20 protein-coding genes are annotated in these 18,752 nt (G+C 72.1%); 12 read left to right on the top strand and 8 right to left on the bottom strand.

Annotation, left to right across the window (positions count from 1 at the left end):
* Positions 1–165: 165 nt before the first annotated feature.
* Positions 166–1,044, top strand: a complete 879-nt coding sequence (locus ACFVGY_RS11995) for a helix-turn-helix domain-containing protein (RefSeq protein ID WP_385674811.1) — start codon at positions 166–168, stop codon at positions 1,042–1,044.
* Positions 1,045–1,062: 18 nt separating this feature from the next.
* Here ACFVGY_RS11995 and ACFVGY_RS11990 read toward each other — a convergent pair whose 3' ends face one another.
* Positions 1,063–1,344: a hypothetical protein gene (locus tag ACFVGY_RS11990; protein ID WP_385674808.1), complete on the bottom strand. Its 282-nt coding sequence runs from the start codon at positions 1,342–1,344 to the stop codon at positions 1,063–1,065.
* A gap of 473 nt (positions 1,345–1,817) precedes the next feature.
* Here ACFVGY_RS11990 and ACFVGY_RS11985 point away from each other — a divergent pair, with 473 nt between their 5' ends.
* The 4 genes from ACFVGY_RS11985 to ACFVGY_RS11970 all read left to right on the top strand — a co-directional run bounded on the left by ACFVGY_RS11985 (position 1,818) and on the right by ACFVGY_RS11970 (position 3,880).
* The gene (locus ACFVGY_RS11985; RefSeq protein ID WP_385674805.1) at positions 1,818–2,048 is read left to right on the top strand and encodes a hypothetical protein; all 231 of its coding nucleotides are present in this window, start codon (positions 1,818–1,820) and stop codon (positions 2,046–2,048) included.
* Between the two features lie 52 nt (positions 2,049–2,100).
* The gene (locus ACFVGY_RS11980) at positions 2,101–2,901 is read left to right on the top strand and encodes a hypothetical protein (protein ID WP_385674803.1); all 801 of its coding nucleotides are present in this window, start codon (positions 2,101–2,103) and stop codon (positions 2,899–2,901) included.
* 294 nt (positions 2,902–3,195) lie between these two features.
* The gene (locus ACFVGY_RS11975) at positions 3,196–3,459 is read left to right on the top strand and encodes a hypothetical protein (protein ID WP_385674800.1); all 264 of its coding nucleotides are present in this window, start codon (positions 3,196–3,198) and stop codon (positions 3,457–3,459) included.
* 37 nt (positions 3,460–3,496) lie between these two features.
* Positions 3,497–3,880, top strand: a complete 384-nt coding sequence (locus ACFVGY_RS11970) for a hypothetical protein (RefSeq protein WP_385674797.1) — start codon at positions 3,497–3,499, stop codon at positions 3,878–3,880.
* A gap of 154 nt (positions 3,881–4,034) precedes the next feature.
* Here ACFVGY_RS11970 and ACFVGY_RS11965 read toward each other — a convergent pair whose 3' ends face one another.
* Positions 4,035–4,238 (bottom strand): hypothetical protein, encoded by a 204-nt coding sequence (locus ACFVGY_RS11965; RefSeq protein WP_385674794.1) that lies wholly within the window; start codon positions 4,236–4,238, stop codon positions 4,035–4,037.
* Between the two features lie 173 nt (positions 4,239–4,411).
* On the opposite strand from ACFVGY_RS11965, the gene ACFVGY_RS11960 reads away from it, so the two are divergent.
* Complete coding sequence (locus ACFVGY_RS11960) at positions 4,412–4,684, top strand: SH3 domain-containing protein (RefSeq protein WP_385674791.1); 273 nt, start codon at positions 4,412–4,414, stop codon at positions 4,682–4,684.
* A 296-nt stretch (positions 4,685–4,980) separates the two neighbouring features.
* Positions 4,981–6,063, top strand: a complete 1,083-nt coding sequence (locus ACFVGY_RS11955) for a serine hydrolase domain-containing protein (protein ID WP_385674924.1) — start codon at positions 4,981–4,983, stop codon at positions 6,061–6,063.
* Between the two features lie 35 nt (positions 6,064–6,098).
* Here the strand turns inward: ACFVGY_RS11955 and ACFVGY_RS11950 are convergent, their stop codons facing one another.
* Positions 6,099–6,953 (bottom strand): SDR family NAD(P)-dependent oxidoreductase, encoded by an 855-nt coding sequence (locus ACFVGY_RS11950; protein WP_385674788.1) that lies wholly within the window; start codon positions 6,951–6,953, stop codon positions 6,099–6,101.
* Between the two features lie 95 nt (positions 6,954–7,048).
* Between ACFVGY_RS11950 and ACFVGY_RS11945 the strand changes: the two genes are divergently transcribed.
* Positions 7,049–7,537, top strand: coding sequence for a MarR family winged helix-turn-helix transcriptional regulator (locus ACFVGY_RS11945; RefSeq protein WP_385674785.1), 489 nt, complete (start codon positions 7,049–7,051; stop codon positions 7,535–7,537).
* A 104-nt stretch (positions 7,538–7,641) separates the two neighbouring features.
* Entirely contained in the window at positions 7,642–8,049 is a 408-nt protein-coding gene (locus tag ACFVGY_RS11940; RefSeq protein ID WP_385674782.1) for a YciI family protein, read from the top strand.
* A gap of 67 nt (positions 8,050–8,116) precedes the next feature.
* On the opposite strand, the gene ACFVGY_RS11935 is transcribed toward ACFVGY_RS11940, so the two are convergent.
* From ACFVGY_RS11935 to ACFVGY_RS11915, 5 genes are all read right to left on the bottom strand, one after another.
* Positions 8,117–9,049 (bottom strand): carbohydrate ABC transporter permease, encoded by a 933-nt coding sequence (locus tag ACFVGY_RS11935; protein ID WP_385674779.1) that lies wholly within the window; start codon positions 9,047–9,049, stop codon positions 8,117–8,119.
* Positions 9,046–10,383: an ABC transporter permease subunit gene (locus ACFVGY_RS11930; RefSeq protein ID WP_385674776.1), complete on the bottom strand. Its 1,338-nt coding sequence runs from the start codon at positions 10,381–10,383 to the stop codon at positions 9,046–9,048. Before ACFVGY_RS11930 ends, ACFVGY_RS11935 begins: the two co-directional genes overlap by 4 nt.
* An 11-nt stretch (positions 10,384–10,394) precedes the next feature.
* The gene (locus ACFVGY_RS11925; protein WP_385674773.1) at positions 10,395–11,729 is read right to left on the bottom strand and encodes an ABC transporter substrate-binding protein; all 1,335 of its coding nucleotides are present in this window, start codon (positions 11,727–11,729) and stop codon (positions 10,395–10,397) included.
* Positions 11,730–11,809: 80 nt separating this feature from the next.
* On the bottom strand, positions 11,810–13,492 hold the full coding sequence (locus tag ACFVGY_RS11920; protein WP_385674770.1) for a glycoside hydrolase family 13 protein: 1,683 nt from the start codon (positions 13,490–13,492) through the stop codon (positions 11,810–11,812).
* A gap of 213 nt (positions 13,493–13,705) precedes the next feature.
* On the bottom strand, positions 13,706–14,977 hold the full coding sequence (locus ACFVGY_RS11915; protein ID WP_385674921.1) for an ABC transporter substrate-binding protein: 1,272 nt from the start codon (positions 14,975–14,977) through the stop codon (positions 13,706–13,708).
* A gap of 168 nt (positions 14,978–15,145) precedes the next feature.
* Here ACFVGY_RS11915 and ACFVGY_RS11910 point away from each other — a divergent pair, with 168 nt between their 5' ends.
* From ACFVGY_RS11910 to ACFVGY_RS11900, 3 genes are read left to right on the top strand one after another with little or no spacing between them, the layout of a single operon-like run.
* Positions 15,146–15,652, top strand: coding sequence for a PadR family transcriptional regulator (locus ACFVGY_RS11910; protein WP_385674767.1), 507 nt, complete (start codon positions 15,146–15,148; stop codon positions 15,650–15,652).
* A complete protein-coding gene (locus ACFVGY_RS11905) occupies positions 15,649–16,422 on the top strand; it encodes an ABC transporter ATP-binding protein (protein WP_385674765.1) in 774 nt (257 codons plus the stop codon). The genes ACFVGY_RS11910 and ACFVGY_RS11905 overlap by 4 nt, the downstream gene beginning before the upstream one ends.
* Positions 16,423–16,424: 2 nt before the next feature.
* Positions 16,425–18,752 carry an FtsX-like permease family protein gene (locus tag ACFVGY_RS11900; RefSeq protein ID WP_385674762.1) on the top strand — a complete coding sequence of 776 codons (2,328 nt, stop codon included), beginning with the start codon at positions 16,425–16,427 and terminating at the stop codon, positions 18,750–18,752.

Genomic DNA, 18,752 nt, shown 5'->3' with positions numbered 1-18,752 from the left:
CGGGGCAACGGACAGCGCCCGCGCTCATGCTCTTTTGAGCCGGATAGGTGATCTTCACGATCAAGATTCACTCTGTACCGGTTTGGGTATGCAGAATGCTTTTGCTGCTTCGGCCCTGGGGTGTGCATTCCTGTGTGAGGTCTTGGAGTTGGAGGGAGACCGCCCATGGCGGCGAACGGAAGCCCCACCATCAGACGGCGCCGCCTCGGCGCGGAACTCCGCCGACTGCGCCACGCCGCGGGCATGACGCACCAACAGGTGGCCGGCCGGCTCCTGGTGTCCCAGTCCAAGATCAGCCTGATCGAAACCGGCCGCCGCGCGATCAACCCCCGCGACGTGCGCGACCTGTGCGAACTGTACGAGGTCACCGACCAGGCGATCGTCGGTTCGCTGATGCGGATGGCGAAGGAGTCGGGCCGCCAGGGCTGGTGGGTCGCCTACGGCGACGTCCCGTACAGCGTGTTCATCGGCATGGAGACGGAGGCCGCCTCCATCCACTCCTACGAACCGCTCCTGATCCCCGGCCTGCTCCAGACACGCGCCTACGCGGCGGCCGTCATCACGGAATCCAACCCCCTCATCGCGGCCGAACAGGCCGCGGCCCACCTCGAGTTGCGGCTGCGGCGCCAGCACCGCGCCCACCACCCCGCCCGCCCCTTCCGGTTATGGACGATCCTGGACGAATCAGCCCTGCACCGCCGTGTCGGCACCCCCGACGTCATGCGTGAACAACTCGAGCACCTGAACCACTTGAGCACCCAGCCCCACATCACCGTCCAGGTGCTCCCGCACACCACGGGGGCCCATCCCGGTGTCTCCGGCCAGTTCTCCATCCTCACCTTCCCGGACACCGACGCGGGGGTCGTGTACCTGGAACGCTTCACCAGCGACCTGTACCTGGAGAAGCCCGCCGACCGCCACCCGTACCACCTCATGTACGACCACCTGCAGGCGCAGGCTCTCGGCCCGGAACAGAGCCGCCGGTTCATCAGCGAAACCCTCCGCTCCCACACGGGCACGGGCCGGCCCCGGCGCGTGCCGTGAGCGCCGGACATCGCACTGCTACGGTTCTCCCCACCCGACCACGCGCGACGAGGCTCCACAGGCGGCGCAGGGCGCGCGCCGGGTGAGCTCCGGCACGGACTCGGCCGCCGCTGCCGCTTCCTGGTGGGCGAGCCAGACGGCATGCGTGTTCAAGGACAGGACGTCCCGGAAGCGTTGCTGGCGCCTGAGTTCGAGGGCGTCCCTGTGGCACAGTCCGCCGACCCCGGATGACCTCCACGCGGCTCCGAAGACACCCAGCACAGCACAGATCAGCATGATCCTCAGGAAGACGTCTGCCACGGCGGATCCTTTCCGGCGGTGATTCGATCGGCAGGGGCCCCGCAGCAGGAGCCCTCGGCAACACCTCGACATAACGCAGCGGCATATGCAGAGTTGCGCCTTGTCACCTCATTGCAGCCACGTGAAGCGCTCCGAGGGACGGGAGTCCACCGTGCGCCGTGCGCGTGGTGGACTCCGCGCGCATGGCGGAGCCCGGACTACGGCGAACCCCGCGGCCGCATCGGCACCTTGTTGAACTGCGGGAATGCAGTGCGGCCGGCTACGGCCGCGACGGAGCGGACCGGTTCGCGCCGGCTGGACGGTCGCTCGGGAAGGGGTCAACGCCCGGTCGCCGCGTCATCATCACCTGCTTGGCGCATACCCAGTCCGGCGCCGGGCGCGTTGGTTGGACTATGACAACAGCAAACCACTCGGCAAGCTTCCGTCGCCATGCGGAACAGGAGGGGCGCCCGCCCCGTCGCACGGCGACCCGGATGGGGAATTGGACCTTCACCCCGGGGTCGTCGGGCCTGGGAGCGGGCCTGAACGCGACGCTGCAGCACGAGGGACGGAAGATCGAGCTGAGCTACACCTCCTCGATCTTCGAGGACTTCCTGCACGCGATGAGCACGATCCACAGCGAGTTCGACCGGCGCTCGGCACCGTCGGCCACCCCGTCCGGCATGTGCCCCGACGAACGTGCAGGGATGGCCTCCCGTGTTTGAGACGTACGGTCACCACGACTTGAGCGGCGCCCGTCCCCAGCCGGACACACGCATGTTCTGGACGGGTCCGGACGTCGAACCGCCCCCCGTGGCAGGGCAGTCACCGCTCGTGCTCGGCCAGGTGGGCAGCCCGTGGGATCCGGCGGAGGAGCTCGCCTACCTGCTGCAGGATTCGATGCCCCCCAGGCAGGCGGAGCCCTTCGACCGTGCCGGCTTCGACGAGACGACCGACGCGCTCGGCTCCGCGAACATGGTCGCCGGACCGGCGGGCGTGGTCGGATCGACGAACGCGGTCGGATCGGCAGGCGTGGTCGGACCGCCGAGCGTCGTCGGGCTGCCGCCGGCGCAGGCGTCCGGCGGACACCGCCACGCCGCGTCGAAGTCGCCGTTCGGGTCGCTGCTGCGAACGGGCAGCCTCTTCACCGCCCTGCTGGTCGCCGTGATCGCCGCCGTGGTGAGCGTGTTCAGCGGCCTCGCCATCTGTGACGCCCTTCGGCACAGTGCCGCGCCCCGTACCGCGCACGACGTCGTCAGCTGGTGGCCGCTGCTGATCTACGGACCCTGGATGGTCGCCTCCCTGTCCATCCTGAGGGCCGCCCTGCACCAGCGCCGCGCCGTCCATTCTTGGTCCATCGTCTTGTTGTTCTCCACCCTTGCCACATTCCTCTGCGTGGCCCAGGCGCCCAGAACGCTGGCGGCCCAGGCCGCGGCCACGCTCCCGGCCATCGCCGCGCTCGCCTGCTTCCAGCAGCTCGTACGCCAGATCACGCTCACGCGGCCGCCCCGCAACCCCATGCCGCGCCACCGGAACCGGATGCCCTCCCCCGGCCCCACGTTCCACTACGGGGCATGACGGCCGCTCCCCCGTCCTGTGCGCCCGGCCTCCGTCGCGCTGCCGTGAAGGGCGCCGGGAACGAAGGGGCGGGCGAAGAGGCGACAGCCGCTAACTGCATGGAGAACGCGGTCCTTCCCGGAGCTCAGCGGAATGATCGTTTGCACCTCAGGAACGACGGTCGAAACCAACAGGTCACGGGCTGTTCGCAATCTTGGTACGGCAGCCTTCCGACACCGTCCCCGCGGGCGAACGAGTGTGCGACGCGCTCCTTCCCTCCCCTCCCCCTCGCTTCCCGAAGAGAAGACAGCAGAAATGATGCATGAGCCCTCCTATGCCGAGCGGATCCGGTACAGGCAGCTCCAGGACACCGCTTACCAGGCCGGTCAGGAAGCCGTGGCCAACCTCCAGGCCGCTCTCGCACTCGCGGGTCTGGTGCTCCCTTCCCTCGCCAACGACGGACCCGTGGGCTGCCGCGGGTTCGTCCGGCTCGGCGGATGCGGCGTGGCGCTCGCCAACCAGCTCGCCGAGGTGATCACCGCCGGCGCCCGTGCGCTACAGGATCAGCAGCAGCGTTGATCCCTGCCACCAGCGACAGAATTCAGGAGGTTCTTGCATGAACACGTGGCGAGGCTCTTCCCCTGCGCCGACACCGCAGGACGCGCTCGACCCCTACCGGTTCCCCGGGGCACGGGACTTCGACGGCTACGGGACCACCGCCGCCCGGACGCCGCTCCCGGACCCGATCCCGGATCCGGGCCCGGTCCCAGATCCGGACCCGGTCCGGGAGCGCGAGGAGCGACCGGCGGGCCGGGTCAGTGCGGTGCACCGCCGGCGACTCGCACTGCACGCGGCGCTGACCGCGGCCGGCATCCCGCCGTTGGCCGGCGACCTACACGCCATCGAAGCCCTCTCCGCCCTCGACGACACGGCCAACGCGGCGGTCCAGCGGTGGATCGCCGACGCCCGCGGGCCCCTGGACCTGCCCCACTTCGCCTGAGCCCATGACAGGGCCCGGCCGAGGTGTTGACGGCGAACCCCGGCCGGGCCCTGCGTGCGCGGGCGCAACGGCGCGACGGCGCGACGGCGCCGCGGTGTGACGGCGCCGCGGTGTGACGACGCGGCGGTGTGACGACGCGGCCGCGCGGCCGCGGTCAGCGCTCGTCGTCGCGCATCTCGTCCTCTTCGCGACGGCGCGTCATCTCCTCCTGACGGCGCCTGAGCTCCTCGGGGCTCTTGCCCCGACCGCCTTCCTGACCGCCGCCCGACTGGGTGGGGTCCTGGCCGCTGCGGTGCACGTGCTGCTGCTCCTCGCGGCCCTTGCCCGGCTTCTGGCGCTTGTCCTGCGTACCGCCCATGACGGCGACTCCTCGTGACGAATGGTTTCTCCTCCCCCACGGTGACACGCAACGTGACACCACGCACCGCGAGCATCACCGACCGTGGTGGACGGGTGACGCTACTCTGCGGTCAGCGCGTCCGGAGGCCGGGCGCGGCGGTCACAGCCACCAGCCATCCCCTGGAGGAAGAGATGCCCAGCCCCCAGCAGCCCTTCGGCACGGTCGTCAGCGCCAACGGCGTCAACCTGCGCAGGTACCCCAGCACCGATTCCACCATCTCCGGAACCCTCACCCACGGCACGCAGATCGGCCTCATGAGCAAGGTCCACGCCCAGGACATCGACGGCAACAGCATCTGGTACCTGCTGCGGGACAAGCCCGTGTGGGTCTCGGCCCGACACGTCGACAACACCGGCCAGGTCCCCCTCTCCAAGGACGTGGAACCCCCGCACCCCGAGGGCTGAGGCCACGGGGGACGCTCCGGCACACGGGTGAATCCCCCAAGGGCTGCCTCGATTGGCTCCCCTGATGTGGGGTCAGGGTCGGTTTGGGGTGGGGCCCGGGGGATCCCCGTCGCATCGGGCGGGCCGGCCGGACAGGATCGAACGGTCCTGTTCCGCCTGCCCAGTGGAGATGTGCCGTACGTCGTTCCTCCGCCCCGCCCCTGTCCCTGTCCCTCGCCGCAGCCGTGGCGTTCTGTACCGTCGCCCCCGCGTAGGCTGCCGGCCCCGGGCCCCGCACGGGTCTCGACCCTGCCGGACTGCGCGAGGCGATCGCCCTGCGTCCGGACGACGGCGCCGCCGGCGTCGTGGCCGAGGTCCACAAGGACCGGCACTCATGGCGCGGAACCTCCGGTGACCTCGTCACGGGCAAGCGCATCAGCCCCGATGCCCACTTCCGGATCGGCAGCATCAGCAAGCCCATGGAGGCGGTGATCCTGCTCCAGTTATCCGCCGAGGGCCGGGTCGACCTGGACCGGAGCGTCCAGCACTATCTGCCCGGGCTGCTTCCGGAGGACCGGTTCACCGAGCCGGTCAGCGTACGGCAGTTGCTCAACCACACCAGCGGTCTGCCCCAGGACTTCGAGGGCGCGCCGGCCCCGTCCCGGGACGAGGAGATCGAGCGGCGCTTCGACTACCTCACCTTCGACGAGGTGATCCGGCAGACGCTCCACCCCGAGGGCAGGTCCGGCCCGGGACCGCGCTTCCGTCCCGGCACCCGGCAGGAGTACAACTCCTTCGGCTACCGCGTTGCCGGCAAGCTCATCGAGGAGATCACCGGGCACCCGTACCAGTACGAGGTGACCACCCGCATCCTGAAGCCGCTGAAGATGCGGGAGACCAAGGCCGCCGCTCCGGGCCGCAGCACGCCCGTGCCTCGGCCGTACCTGCCCGGCTACCTGCCGGGGAGCACCGGCGGCGTGGTCGACGTCAACGTGCAGGGCGGGCTGCCGGCGAGCATGACGTCCACCACGGGTGATCTGGACCGGTTCATCACCGGCCTGTTCGACGGGCGGCTGCTGCGGCCGGGGCAGGCCGCGGAGCTGTTCGCCGTGCCGAAGGGCGCCGACGGCGCGCCGCTGCCGTACGCCGACGGCTCCCTCTGCAACACCGGCCCCGCCAGGGGCACGGCCTGCTTCAGCGTCGGCCTGATGTCCGTGCCGCTGCCCGACGGCTCGGTCCTGTGGGGCAAGACGGGCTCCGACCCGGGCTACCGGAGCGGCGTCTTCGCCTCCCGCGACCTGAACCGGCGCGCGGTCTACGCACTGGGCACCGCGGCCTTCCCCCGCGACGGTGCCCCGGCGGTGGCCCAGCGCCTGGCCGTGGCCGCCTTCGGGAACTGACGGCCGGCGGCCCGGGTAGCCGGGTGGCCGGGTGGTCAGGCGACCCAGGCGGAGGTGAGGGCCTGGACCGCGGAGCCGTCGACGTCGGCCAGCTTGGTGCCGACGAAGCCGCGGGCCCAGTCGGTGGTCTGGATCCGGAACGCGGGCCGGTCGGCGGTGAGGGCCGCCATGACCGATTCCGCCGCCCCGGCCGGGGTCTGCGCGCTGCCGTCCAGGAACTGTGCGACGGTGCGGTCGATGTAGGTGCGCAGCGCGCCGGTGTAGGGGCCGGCGTCGAGGTCGGCTTCGATGTCGATGCCGATGTTGTTCACGAACTCCGTGGCCACGGCGCCGGGCTCGACGACGGATACGGTGACGCCGAGGGTGCGGGCGACGGGGGCCAGGCTCTCCATGTACCCCTCGACGGCGAACTTGGCGGCGCAGTAGGCCTCGTTGAACGGCTGGCCGACGACGCCGCCGACGCTGGTGACGGTGACCAGGCGGCCGCCGGTGGCGCGCAGGTGCGGGAGCGCGGCCTTGGAGACGTTCAGCACGCCGAAGAAGTTGACCTCCATCACCTTGCGGATGTCGGCGAGGGAGTCGTTCTCCAGGGTGGCCACGTGGCCGGCGCCGGCGTTGTTGACGACGGCGTCGAGCCGGCCGTAGTCGGCGATCACGCCGTCCACGGCGGCGGCGACGGACGCCTCGTCCGTGACGTCGAGCTGCCGGATGTCGAGCTCGACGCCCGCTTCGGCGGCGGCCTTGCGCAGGGCGTCGGCGCGGGTGGCGTCGCGGAGGGTGGCGACCGTACGCCAGCCGGCCCGGGCGGCGGCGACGGCGGCGGCGAGACCGATCCCGGAGGAGGTTCCGGTGATGAGGACGGTACGGAGGGTGACGGGCTCAGTGGACATGGGGAACCTTTCGGACGAACGCCTTATGTGCGTGCACACACAACCATAGACTTGTGTGTGTGCGCACGCAACCACCCACTCCCTATACTCGGTCCATGCCGAAGAAACTGACCCAGGCCGAGATGTCCGCCGCCGATTACGCCTTCTACGGACTCGTCTGGGCCGGCACGGTGATGACCGAGCGCGTCGACCGGGCGCTCACCAAGGCGCACGGCCTCCCCGTCTCGTGGTTCGAGGTCATGCTGTGGCTGGCGTCCAGCCCCGAGCCGGTGCCCGCCTCCGTCCTCGGCAACAGCACGATGCTCAGCCGCAGCCAGGTCTCCCGGGTCGTGGACGCGCTCCAGTCCCGGGGGCTGGTGGCCCGTACCCCGTCGGCCCGCGACGCGCGGTCGGTCGAGGTCTCCCTCACCGAAGAGGGCCACCGGGTCTTCGCCGAGGCCGACGCCACCCGCCGGGAGGCCCTGGCCCCGGTCTTCACGGACCTCCTCGACGGGCAGGACATAGCGGCCCTCGGCACGGTGTGGCGCAAGCTGAAGGCGGAGAAGGAGCGGCTCGCCGAGGAACCGGGACCCCGGTCCTCCTGAGCAGGCACCCGCCCCGGCCGCCGCGTCCCCCCGCCCGGGGGAAACGCGGAGCCGCCCCGGTCCGGGAACCGGCCCACCGCATCCGGAGCTGGTTGGCTGGGGGGATGAAGTACTTCGTGACGGTTCAGGCGAGCCAGGCGGACTACGACGCGATGGAGGGGAAGGACTCGTCCTCTCCCCGGTGGAGCGGTGACGAGATCACGGCCATGGTCGCCTTCATGAACGAGCTCAACGCGGAGCTCACCGCCTCCGGGGAACTGCTGGACGGGCAGGGGTTCACCGCACCCGCCGACGCCCGGTTCGTCACCGGCTCCCCCGGCCGCGATCCGGTGGTCACCGACCACCCGTACGCCGACGCCGACGTCCTCACCGCCGGCTACTGGCTGCTGGAGTGCTCCGGCCTCGACCGCGTCACCGAGATCGCGGCCCGGATCACCCAGTGCCCGGTGCCCGCGGGATCCCCGGAGTACCCGGTGGTGATCCGCCCGATCGGCGAGGCCCCCTCGGCCTGACGGAACGGCCCCCTCCGCCGCCGGGCTGCGGAGGAGGGGGCCGGGGTGGGACGCGGGACCGGCGGGGCTATTTCACCGATCCTGCCATCACCCCCTGGACGAAGTGCCGCTGGAAGGCGAAGAAGACGACCAGCGGGACCACCAGGGACAGGAACGCGCCCGGCGCGAGGACGCCGATGTTGCTGCCGAACTGCCTGATCTGGGACTGCAGCGCGACCGTGAGCGGCTGGGACCCGCTGTCCGCGAAGAGCAGCGCCACGAGCATGTCGTTCCAGACCCAGAGGAACTGGAAGATGGCCAGGCTGGCGATGGCGGGGCGGCCGAGCGGCAGCACCAGCCGGAAGAAGATCCGCCACTCGGTGCCGCCGTCCATCCGCGCGGCCTCCAGCATCTCGCGCGGGATCTCGGCGAAGTAGTTGCGGAGCAGGAAGACCGCGAACGGCAGCCCGTAGGCGACGTGGAAGAGGACGACGCCCGGGATCGTGCCGAACAGTCCGACCGCACCGAAGAGCTTCGCCACCGGGAGCAGCCCGATCTGCACCGGCACGACGAGCAGCCCGACGACCACCAGGAAGATGCCGTCCCGACCGGGGAAGTCCAGCCAGGCGAAGGCGTAGCCGGCCAGGGCCGCGATGCCGACCACCAGGACGGTGGTGGGCACCGAGATCAGGACGGTGTTGCCGAAGGCCGCCGCGATGCCGGAGTCCTCCAGCAGGGCGCCGTAGTTGTCCAGGGACAGCTGGGACGGGTCGGTGAGGGCGGTCCACCAACCGCCGGAGGCGTTGTCCTGCTCGGAGCGCATCGAGGACAGCAGCAGGCCGGCGAGCGGTGTGATCCACACGAGGGCGACCAGGATCAGCAGGGCCTGGACGGCCGAGCTGCCCAGCAGGCGGGACAGCCGGCTCCTGCGGCGCGGCCCCGGTGGGGACGGGGCGGGGGCGGGCCGGAGCGCCGTCGCCCGCCGGGGCGGTCGCCGTTCGATGGTTCCCTGGCTGCTCATGTTCCACTCCTTCGGAACCGCCGGATGTTGAAGACCATCGCGGGGACGACCAGCAGGAGGAGCACGATGCTGAGCGCGCTGCCGAGGCCCTGGTCGTTGCCGCCGCCGAAGGAGACCAGCCACATGCGGGTGGCCAGTACGTTGGCCTCTTCCTGGACCGGACCGGGCGCGATGATGTAGACGAGGTCGAAGACCTTCATCACGTTGATCACCAGGGTGACGAAGACGACGGTGAGGACCGGCGCCAGGAGCGGCACGGTGATCTTGCGGAAGATCTGGCCCTCGGTGGCGCCGTCCATCCGGGCGGCCTCCAGCGCGTCGCGCGGGATGGTCGCGAGCCCGGCGCCGATCAGCACCATCGCGAAGCCGGTCCACACCCACAGGTAGGCGCCGATGATGGCGGGCGTCACCAGGGCCGGGCCCAGCCAGTTCACGCCCTGGTAGGGGGCGGCGAAGTTGGCCGCGGGCAGCCGGACGGTGTACTCGCCGGCGGCCAGTCCGGTGAAGCGGAACGATCCGTCCGCACCGGCGGTGGCGGTCGCGGCCACCTTGCCGTCCCGTACGGCCTCGACGGTCATGCCGGGCAGGCCCTTCTCGCCCGGGTCGACCGTGCCGGGGGTTCCGGCGCCGCCGGGGGCGAAGTCGAGGTAGACGACGCCCGCGATGGTGTCCGCGCCGGCTGTCGGCGGGGCCGCGGCCCCGGCTGCGGCGGCCGGTACCGCATCGGGTGCCACTCCGACGAGGCCGAGGCTGACCGGCTCACCGGGGCGCACGGGCTTCTCGGTGCTGTAGGGGCCGCCCGCGCCGCCCGCGAGGCCGTGGCCCTCGCGGGGGCGGGCGGTCGGGTAGGCGGCGGCGTCCTCGAAGGTGTCGTGGATGCCGACGGCGACCGCGTTGAGCACGCCCCGGTCCGGGTTCTGTTCGTAGGCGAGGCGGAAGATGATGCCCGCGGCGAGGAACGACACGGCCATCGGCAGGAAGAGCACCAGCTTGAAGGCGGTCGCCCAGCGCACCTTCTCGGTGAGCACGGCGAGCACCAGGCCGAGTCCGGTCAGCAGGGTCGGGGCGACCACGACCCAGATGGTGCTGTTGCGGATCGCCTTGAGGGTGGCCGGGTCCTGGACGATCGCCGCGTAGTTCCCGGCGCCGACGAACCGGTCGCCGCTGGCGTCGAAGAGGCTGCGGACGAAGGAGAAGACGACCGGGTAGACGACCAGGGCGCCGAGCAGGAGCAGGGCCGGCAGGACGAAGAGGACGGCGAGGCGGCGCTGCCTCCTGCGGGCCCGGCGCCGCGGATCGGCCGCGGCGCGGGCGGTGGGGGGGGTGTCAGCCATGGGGGGCCGCCTCAGTTCCCGTAGGCCTTGGCGGCCTCGGCTTCGAGCTTCGCGGCGGTGCCCTGCGGGTCGGAGGGGTCGCGCAGGAAGTCCTGGAGGAGCTTCCACTCGCCCGCGCCCTTGGTGCCGCCGAACGCGGCCGGGGCCTGGTCCGACATGTCGAAGCGGACGGAGTCGCCGGCCGCGACGAGGGACTCGGCGGTGCTGCGGGTGGTGTCGTCGCCGTACGCGGAGGGGGCGACCTTGGTGTTCGGGGACAGGAAGCCGCCGGCGCCGGCCCAGACCTCGGCCGCCTCCGGCGAGGCGAGGAACTCGACCAGCTTCATGCCGGCCTTGCCGTTCTTGCCCTGCTTGAGGACGACGGCCGCGTCGCCACCGCTGACGACGGGCGCCTTGCCGCCGTCGACGGCGGGGAACGGGAAGAACTTGGCGTCCGTGCCGAGCTTCTTGCCGAACTGGTCCTTGGCGACGCCGCCGACGAAGTCGCCCTCGTAGACCATGCCCGCCTTGGGCTGGGGGCCGAAGACCTGCTCGACGGAGGAGGGGAAGTCGGTCTGGAGGGCCGTCTGGGCGCCGCCGGCGACGAGCTGCTTGTCCTTGAACAGGTCACCGAGGGTGGTGAGGGCCCTGACGACGCTGTCGTCGGTCCACTTGATCTTGTGCTGGGCGAGCTGGTCGTACTTCTCCGGGCCGGCCTGGGAGAGGTAGACGTTCTCGAACCAGTCGGTGAGTGTCCAGCCGTCCTCGCCGGCTATGGCGAAGGCCGGTCGTCCGGAGTCGGCGAGCGAGCGGCCGGTCTTCAGCAGGTCGGCGTAGGTCTTGGGCTCACTGGCGCCGGCCTGGGTGAAGGCATCGGGGGCGTACCAGACGGTGGACTTGTGGGCGGCCTTGAAGTACAGGCCGTAGTACGTGCCGTCGACGGTGCCGTAGTTCTTCCACACCGGGGCGAGGGAGGCGTCGGCGGTCTTGGCCGCCTCGTCGGAAAGGGGCTGGAGCCAGCCCTCCTTGGCGAACTGCTTCAGGACGCCCACCTGGGGGACCATCACCACGTCGGGGGCGTTGCCGCCCTCGATCTTGCTCCCGACGAAGGTGGAGACGTTGTCGCCGGAGGGGACGAAGACCGTCTTGGCGCCGGTCTTCGCGGTGAAGGCGTCGAGGACCTTCTTGAAGTTCTTCTGCTCGCTGCCCGTCCAGACGCCGGCCACGGTCACGGTCTGGCCGTTCAGCTCACCGCCGGAGGCGGGTCCGGTGGTGCCGCCGCCGCAGGCGGTGGCACCGAGGGCGAGGACGAGGGCCGCCGAGGTGGCGAGTGCGATGCGTCGGGGCGTCGTGCTGGGTCGTCGCATGAGGAGCTCCCTTTCGAAGGGGCGGGTGAGGGGCGGGTGAGGAGGGCGGTCGGGGGCTGGCGCGGTGGTGCCTGGGGGGCTTACGGGGCCGGGAACTCCCCCGTCCACCAGGCGGCGGTGGCAGCGGGGAGCACACCGTCGGGGCACGGGCCGCTGGCGAGGAGCGGGGGCCCGGGGACCGGGGCGGGTACCGGCTCCGTGCCGAAGTTGACGGCGCACACCAGGCCGTCGCCGCGGACCATCGCCAGGACGTGCGGGGGCGTGTCCAGCCAGCGCAGGGTGCCGTCGCCGAGCTGCGGGAGGCTGCGCCGCAGCTGGAGGCCGTCGCGGTAGAGGTGCCAGAAGGAACGGGTGTCGGCGAGGGCGCGGTCGGTGGTGTGCTCGGCGAACCATGCGGGCTGCGGCAGCCACGGCTTGATGTCGGCCGAAGCCCCGCTGAAGCCGAACGGGGAGGCGTGTCCGGACCAGGGCAGGGGGACGCGGCAGCCGTCCCGGATGTGCTTGCGGCTGCCGGTGCGGTGGAAGATCGGGTCGGTGAGGACCTCGTCGGGCAGGTCGAGGACCTCGGGGAGGCCGAGCTCCTCGCCCTGGTAGACGTAGGCGGCGCCGGGGAGGGCGAGCATCAGCAGGGCTGCGGCGCGGGCGCGGGCGGCGCCGAGTCCGCTGCCCTCCACGCCGGGCTCGCCCGCGTAGCGGGTGACGGTGCGGACCTGGTCGTGGTTGTTGAGGACCCAGGTGACGGTGGAGCCGGTGCCGGCGATGTCGCGCACCGCCTCGGTGATGGTCCGGCGGAAGGCGGCGGCGTCCCAGGGCGCGCTCAGCAGGTCGAAGAAGAACGCCTGGTGCAGCTCGTCGGGGCGGACGTACTCGGCGTGCTCGCGGGCGGTCGGCACGGACACCTCGCCGACCAGCAGCCGCTCGTGTCCGTCGCGGGCGGTGTACTCCTCGCACACCGAGCGCCAGCGGCGCCACACTCCGTGGACCTCGGGCTGGTTCCAGGCCAGCTGGTTGACGGCGTCGCGGGCCCGCTCGTCGGCTTCCGGGTCGTCCGAGTCGGGCAGCTCGGGGTGCTTGTACAGGCCGGCGGCGACGTCGATGCGGAAGCCGTCGACACCGCGGTCCAGCCAGAAGCGCAGCACCTGCTCGAAGTCGTCGCCCACGGCCGGGTCGCGCCAGTTCAGGTCGGGCTGCTGGGGCGTGAACAGGTGCAGGTACCACTCCCCCGGGGTGCCGTCGGGCTCGGTGACCCGGCTCCAGGCGGGGCCGCCGAACATGGCGCGCCAGTTGTTCGGCGGCTCCGCGCCGTCCGGGCCGCGGCCGGGCGCGAAGTGGAAGCGGGAGCGGACGGCGCTGCCGGGCCCCGCGGCGAGGGCGTCGCGGAACCACGGGTGCTCGCTGGAGCAGTGGTTGGGGACGATGTCGAGCAGCAGCTTGAGGCCGAGCCGGTGGGCGTCGGCGACGAGCCGGTCGAACTCGACGAGGTCGCCGTAGACGGGGTCGACGCCCCGGTAGTCGGCGACGTCGTAGCCGTGGTCGTGCTGCGGCGACGGGTAGAAGGGGCTGAGCCAGATGCCGTCGACACCGAGCTTGCGGAGGTAGGGCAGCCCGGCCCGTACGCCGGCCAGGTCGCCGATGCCGTCCCCGGTGCTGTCGAGGAAGCTGCGGACGTAGACCTGGTAGATCACCGCGTCGCGCCACCAGGCGTCGGCTGCCGTGGCGCTGCGGGAGGGGAGGCCGGTGTCGGCCGGAAGGGTGCTGAGCATCTCGCGTCGACCTGTCTGCTGAATGCGAGAGCGCCCTGATCAGGTGCGCTGTTATGCATGCATGTTAAGTAGTAGCGACCGAAAGGTGTCAACGATGTGTCCAGAAGTAGCGGGAAGCTGGGGTGGTTTGTACCGGAATACCCACGTGCATGAGAAAGGGCACCTACTTAACATGTAAGTAGGTGCCCTTCGAGGAGGTGGAGAAGAGTGCGATCAGCCCTTGCGGGAGAGGGCCTCGAGCTCGCGCGCGAGCCGCGCCACGGACTGCTCGGGGGACTGGCGCAGCGCCATCAGGTCCTGCGCCACCGCCTGCACGGCGATGCTGACCTGGTCGTAGCGCGGGCTCTTGGGCCGCGGCACCGCCGAGAGCACGCTCTGCCGGAGCGTCGGCAGGTACGGGTAGGCGCGGATCAGCTCGGGATCCTCGTACAGCGCGGCACGCACCGGCGGCAGCGAGCCCTGGGTGAGGACCTTCCGCTGGACCGGTTCACTGGTGAGGTAGGAGATCAGGTCGGCCGCCGTCGCCGGATGCCGGGCACGGCTGCTGACGGCGAGGTTGGAGCCGCCGAGCACGCTGGCGCCGGGCCCCTCGGCCCCGGGCAGCGGCACGGCCGCGAACCGGCCCGCGACCTTCGAGCCTCCGTCGCTCGCGTTCGCATACATGTACGGCCAGTTGCGCAGGAACAGCAGCCGGCCGTCCTGGAACGCCTGCCGGGACTCCTCTTCCTTCCAGCCGAGCGCCTCGCGGGGGATCCAGCCGTCGCGCACACCGTCCGCGAGGAACCGCAGTCCGGCGCGCGCCGCGTCCGAGTCCACGGCCACGCGGGCACCCTCGTCCCGCAGGATCGATCCGCCCGCCGAATGCACGGCCTCGGTGACGTTGACGGTGAGCCCCTCGTAGGGCAGGAACTGGCCGGCGTGGCCGTCCAGGCCGTGCCTCGGGGCGATCGTGCGGGCCTGGCGGGCCAGTTCGGCCCAGGTGCGCGGCGGCTGCTCGCCCTCCTGGTCGAGGACGTCCTTGCGGTAGTAGAGCAGTCCCGCGTTCGTCACGTACGGGACCGCGTACAACCGGCCGTCGAAGGTCGCCGTGTCGACGACCGGCTTCAGGAACGAGTCCAGCGGGAAGCGGCTGCGCTCCAGCGGGGAGATCCATCCGGCCGCGGCGAACTCGGACGTCCAGGCGACGTCGATGTTCAGCACGTCGAAGCGGTTGCCGCCCGAGCGCAGTTCGCTGATCATCTGGGCCCGGGTCTCGTCGGCCGAGTCGGGCAGTTCGACGAGCGTCACGCGCTCGTCGGGGTGGCCCTCGTTCCAGTCGGCGAGCAGCGGGGACAGGTAGCCGGTCAGGTCGCCCGCCGTCGCGAGCGTCAGGGGGCCGCGGGCCCCGTCCGCGCCAGCGTCGGCACGGACGCCGAAGCCGGCGTACCCCGCCGCCACCACCGCCGCGACGAGGAGAGCCCTACCCGCGGCGCGCATCCACCGCATAGGTTCCTCCCAGTGCACGATCCGGCTGCGCTGCCGACCCATGCGGCCTATATATACCTGTTAGGCATGCGCGATACTAGATGCCCAGGCAGGCGGGGCGGGCGACGGCGCCAACCGTCCGCTGCCCGGTGAACGGTTGACTACGGAGCGATAAGGAGGGGGGAGCGAGTGCGTCTGCCGCTCCTGGCACTCCTCACGCGTGGCCCTGCCCATGGTTACGAGCTGAAACAGGACCTTGAGAAGCTCCTGGGTGCCGCGTACCCTCAGCCGAACGTCGGCCAGATCTACGTCACCCTCGGAAGACTCGAGAAGAGCGGTCTGATCGAAGGCGAGGACGTCGAGCAGTCGGGCCGGCCCAACAAGCGCACCTACCGGCTGACGGACGCCGGGCGCGAGGCCGTACGGGCCTGGTTCGAGGACACCGCCGAGGAACCCCGGGTACGGGACGAGTTCTTCATGAAGCTCGCCCTCGCACCGGAATCCCGGATGGCCGACCCGATCGCGCTGATCAACAAGCAGCGGCGGCAGTACCTGAACACCATGCGGGACCTGTCGAAGCTGGCCGCGACCGAGGACCGCGACAACAAGATCTCCCAACTGCTGATCGAGGGCGCCATGCTGCACCTGCAGGCCGACCTCGACTGGCTGGAACGCTGCCAGGAGGAGCTGGAATGAGCGACACCGCCACCACCGCTCCAGACGTGCCCATAGTCCGGGCCGAGGGCCTGGCCAAGACGCACCACGGCGAGGGCGCCCCGGTCGCCGCGGTGCGCGGGGTGGACCTGACCGTCCAGCCCGGCGAGTTCGTCGCGGTCACCGGCCCGTCCGGAGCCGGGAAGTCCACGCTGCTGCACCTGATCGGTGGCCTCCAGCGGCCGGACGCGGGGAAGCTGTGGATCGGCGGGGAGCGGGTCGACGCGTACCGCGAGGCCCGCTGGGCGGTGCTCAGGCGCCGCAGCATCGGCATCGTCTTCCAGTTCTTCAACCTGGTCTCCAACCTCACCGTCGCCGACAACGTCGAACTGCCCGCGCTGCTCGCCGGCACCTCCCCGAGGGCCGCCCGCGCATCCCGCGCCGAGCTCCTCGCCGAACTCGGCCTGGAGGGCCGCGAGCGTGCGATGCCCGGCGAGCTGTCGGGCGGCGAACAGCAGCGGGTCGCCCTCGCCCGGGCCCTGGTCAACCACCCGGCCCTGCTCCTCGCCGACGAGCCCGCCGGCAGCCTCGACAGCAAGGGCACCCGTGAGGTGCTGCGGCTGCTCTCGCGGTTCCACCAGCGCGGCCAGACGATCCTGATGGTCACGCACGACGCCCGGATGGCCAGCGCCGCCGACCGCGTCATCAGCTTCTTCGACGGGCGGATCGCCGACGACGCCCGACTCGGGGCCGGGGCCGGCCGCCAGGGGCGCCCCGGCGGCGTGTCCCGCGTCCTCGACCTCAAGGACTGACCGTGCGGGCCACACTGCGCTGGGCGCACGCCGACTTCCGCGCACACCGCGGCGAAGCCCTCTTCGTCGTCCTGGCCAGTGCTGGCATCATCGCCTCGCTGCTGCTGGCCGGCGCACTGTTCGGCTACGCCGCGAACCCCTGGCAGCGGAGCTTCAACCAGTCCCGGGGCGGACACGTCTGGCTGCACACCCGCCCCGGGGCGGACCTGGACGCCCTGTCCGGACTGGACGGGGTCGCCTCGGTCTCCGGGCCCTTCCGTACCGCGGCGACGACCGTCGAGTCACGCGGGGCCCGGGCCTCGGTCACCCTGCGCGCTGCCGAGGTGACACCCCCGCAGACGGGACGGCCGCTCGTCACCGCGGGCGGCTGGCTGCCCCCGCCGGAGGGCGACGCCGACCGGGACGGCGCGGTCGTGCTGGAGGCTGCGGTCGCGCGCGCACTGTGGGCCGAGCCGGGCGACACCGTACGGGTCACCGGGCCGGACGGCGCCCCGCGCACCCTGCGGGTGAGCGGCGTGGCCGAGGCGGCCGAGCCGCGCTACCGGCCGGGCGGCGCACCCGGCATCGGCTGGGTCCTCTCCCCCACCCTCGACGCGATGGGCCGGGAATCGTTCGGGCAGAGCGTGGGACTGCGCCTGGAGGATCCCGGCGACACCGACTTCATCGTCCAGCGGGCCGTGACCGTCCTCGGCGCGGACCGCGTGGCACAGGTCACCAAGTGGACGCAGGCGCGGGCCGAGGCCGGCGGCGACGACCGGCTCCTCGGGCAGGTCTTCGCCGTCTTCGGACTCGGCGCGCTACTCGCGGCGGCGCTGGCCGCGTCCGGGGCGATCGCCGCGCGGGTCCGCGGGCAGCTGAGGGACATCGCCGTCCTCAAGGCCGTCGGTTTCACCCCCGGCCAGGTGGCCCGGGGCTTCCTCGTCCAGCACGTGGCCTTCGCCCTGGTCGGCGTGGCCCTCGGCACGGCGGCCATCGCCCTGCTCGGCGCCCGGATTCCGGGGCGGATCGGGGACGCGGCCGAGGTGTGGCAGGGTCTGCCCGGCCACACCGCCCTGATGATCGGCATACCCTGCGGCGCCGTGCTGCTGATCGCGGCCGCCACCGGGCTCTCGGCCTGGCGGGCCGGGCGCGTGCCGCCGGTGCCGGTGGCCCGGGCGGCGCTCCCGTCCGCCGCGCCGATGACCGCCCTCGGCCGGCGGGCCCTCGGGATGCGGGTTCCTCCCGCCCTGGTCCTGGGGTGGCGGGCCGCGTTCCCGCGACGCTGGCGGACGCTCGTCCCGGTGCTCCGGCTCGCCCTGCCGCTGACCCTCATCACGGTCGCGCTCGTCGCCTGGTCGACGCTGGACCAGTTCCGCAGCCGGCCCGCGACGGTCGGCATGCCCGCGGCGCTGACCGTACGCGCCCAGCAGCCCGGCGGGCCGTCGGACACCGAGCTGCAGAGGACCCTCGCGGCGGTCCCGGGCGTCGCCGCGGTCCATCCGGGCGCGGAGATGGTCGCACTCGTACCGGGACAGACCGGCACGATCACGCTCCGCGGGCTGGGCACGGCGAAGGATCCGTACCCCTCGGCGGTGGTGGAAGGACGCCCGCCCGGCGGGCCGGACGAGGCGGTGGCGGGGCAGGGACTGCTCGACCTCCTCGGGGTCCGCGTCGGCGACTGGGTGCGGATGACCGTTGCGGGACGGCCCCAGATCCTCCACCTCGTCGGCCGCACGATCGAGCCCGAATCCGGTGGCCGGGTGATCACCACGACCATCGACGCCCTGCGGGAGCGCGACCCGCAGCTGCGGCCCGACCACCACGCCCTGGTGCTGCGCGCGGGCGCGGATCCCCGGGCGGTGAGCAGCACGCTCGCCGGGACGACGGCCGGAACGCTGGAGATCCGCGAGACCCCCAACCCGGCCGACCGGCTGGAGCCGGCGCGGGCGGTGATCGGCGCCCTGGTCGCCGTACTGGCCCTGATCGGGCTGACCGAGCTGCTGACGCTGATCAGCACGGGCGTCCGGGACCGCGGCCGCGACCTGCTCGCGCTGAAGGCGATCGGCCTCACCCCCCGACAGATCGGGGCCATGATCGTCACGGCCGCCGGACTGACCGCGCTCGTCTCCGCCGTCCTGGGCACGGCGGTCGGGGCGCTGGCCGGCCGGTGGCTCGTCGACGCCCAGGGGGCGTCGAGCGGGATCGGGGCCGGGATCGCCCAGCTGCCGCCCCTGCCCGTGCTGCTCACGGTGGTCGCCGGGGCGGTGCTGGGCGCGGTCGCGGCAGCGGTGCTGCCGGCGACGCGGGCGGCGCGGCGGCGCCTGGCGGACTCGCTGAGCGAGACCCTCTGA

The sequence above is a fragment of the Streptomyces sp. NPDC127106 genome (assembly GCF_042677605.1).
In the GTDB taxonomy this organism is placed as follows: Bacteria; Actinomycetota; Actinomycetes; order Streptomycetales; family Streptomycetaceae; genus Streptomyces.
The sequence above is the reverse complement of the archived record's forward strand: the minus strand, read 5'-3'. Positions and strand labels throughout refer to the sequence as shown.

Excerpts from the sequence above, each read along its gene's own strand:
- ACFVGY_RS11995 (WP_385674811.1), top strand. The coding sequence starts at position 166 with ATGGCGGCGAACGGAAGCCCCACCATCAGACGGCGCCGCCTCGGCGCG.
- ACFVGY_RS11985 (WP_385674805.1), top strand. The coding sequence starts at position 1,818 with ATGGGGAATTGGACCTTCACCCCGGGGTCGTCGGGCCTGGGAGCGGGC.
- ACFVGY_RS11980 (WP_385674803.1), top strand. The coding sequence starts at position 2,101 with ATGTTCTGGACGGGTCCGGACGTCGAACCGCCCCCCGTGGCAGGGCAG.
- ACFVGY_RS11975 (WP_385674800.1), top strand. The coding sequence starts at position 3,196 with ATGATGCATGAGCCCTCCTATGCCGAGCGGATCCGGTACAGGCAGCTC.
- ACFVGY_RS11970 (WP_385674797.1), top strand. The coding sequence starts at position 3,497 with ATGAACACGTGGCGAGGCTCTTCCCCTGCGCCGACACCGCAGGACGCG.
- ACFVGY_RS11965 (WP_385674794.1), bottom strand. The coding sequence starts at position 4,238 with ATGGGCGGTACGCAGGACAAGCGCCAGAAGCCGGGCAAGGGCCGCGAG.
- ACFVGY_RS11960 (WP_385674791.1), top strand. The coding sequence starts at position 4,412 with ATGCCCAGCCCCCAGCAGCCCTTCGGCACGGTCGTCAGCGCCAACGGC.
- ACFVGY_RS11950 (WP_385674788.1), bottom strand. The coding sequence starts at position 6,953 with ATGTCCACTGAGCCCGTCACCCTCCGTACCGTCCTCATCACCGGAACC.
- ACFVGY_RS11945 (WP_385674785.1), top strand. The coding sequence starts at position 7,049 with ATGCCGAAGAAACTGACCCAGGCCGAGATGTCCGCCGCCGATTACGCC.
- ACFVGY_RS11940 (WP_385674782.1), top strand. The coding sequence starts at position 7,642 with ATGAAGTACTTCGTGACGGTTCAGGCGAGCCAGGCGGACTACGACGCG.
- ACFVGY_RS11935 (WP_385674779.1), bottom strand. The coding sequence starts at position 9,049 with ATGAGCAGCCAGGGAACCATCGAACGGCGACCGCCCCGGCGGGCGACG.
- ACFVGY_RS11930 (WP_385674776.1), bottom strand. The coding sequence starts at position 10,383 with ATGGCTGACACCCCCCCCACCGCCCGCGCCGCGGCCGATCCGCGGCGC.
- ACFVGY_RS11925 (WP_385674773.1), bottom strand. The coding sequence starts at position 11,729 with ATGCGACGACCCAGCACGACGCCCCGACGCATCGCACTCGCCACCTCG.
- ACFVGY_RS11920 (WP_385674770.1), bottom strand. The coding sequence starts at position 13,492 with ATGCTCAGCACCCTTCCGGCCGACACCGGCCTCCCCTCCCGCAGCGCC.
- ACFVGY_RS11915 (WP_385674921.1), bottom strand. The coding sequence starts at position 14,977 with ATGCGGTGGATGCGCGCCGCGGGTAGGGCTCTCCTCGTCGCGGCGGTG.
- ACFVGY_RS11905 (WP_385674765.1), top strand. The coding sequence starts at position 15,649 with ATGAGCGACACCGCCACCACCGCTCCAGACGTGCCCATAGTCCGGGCC.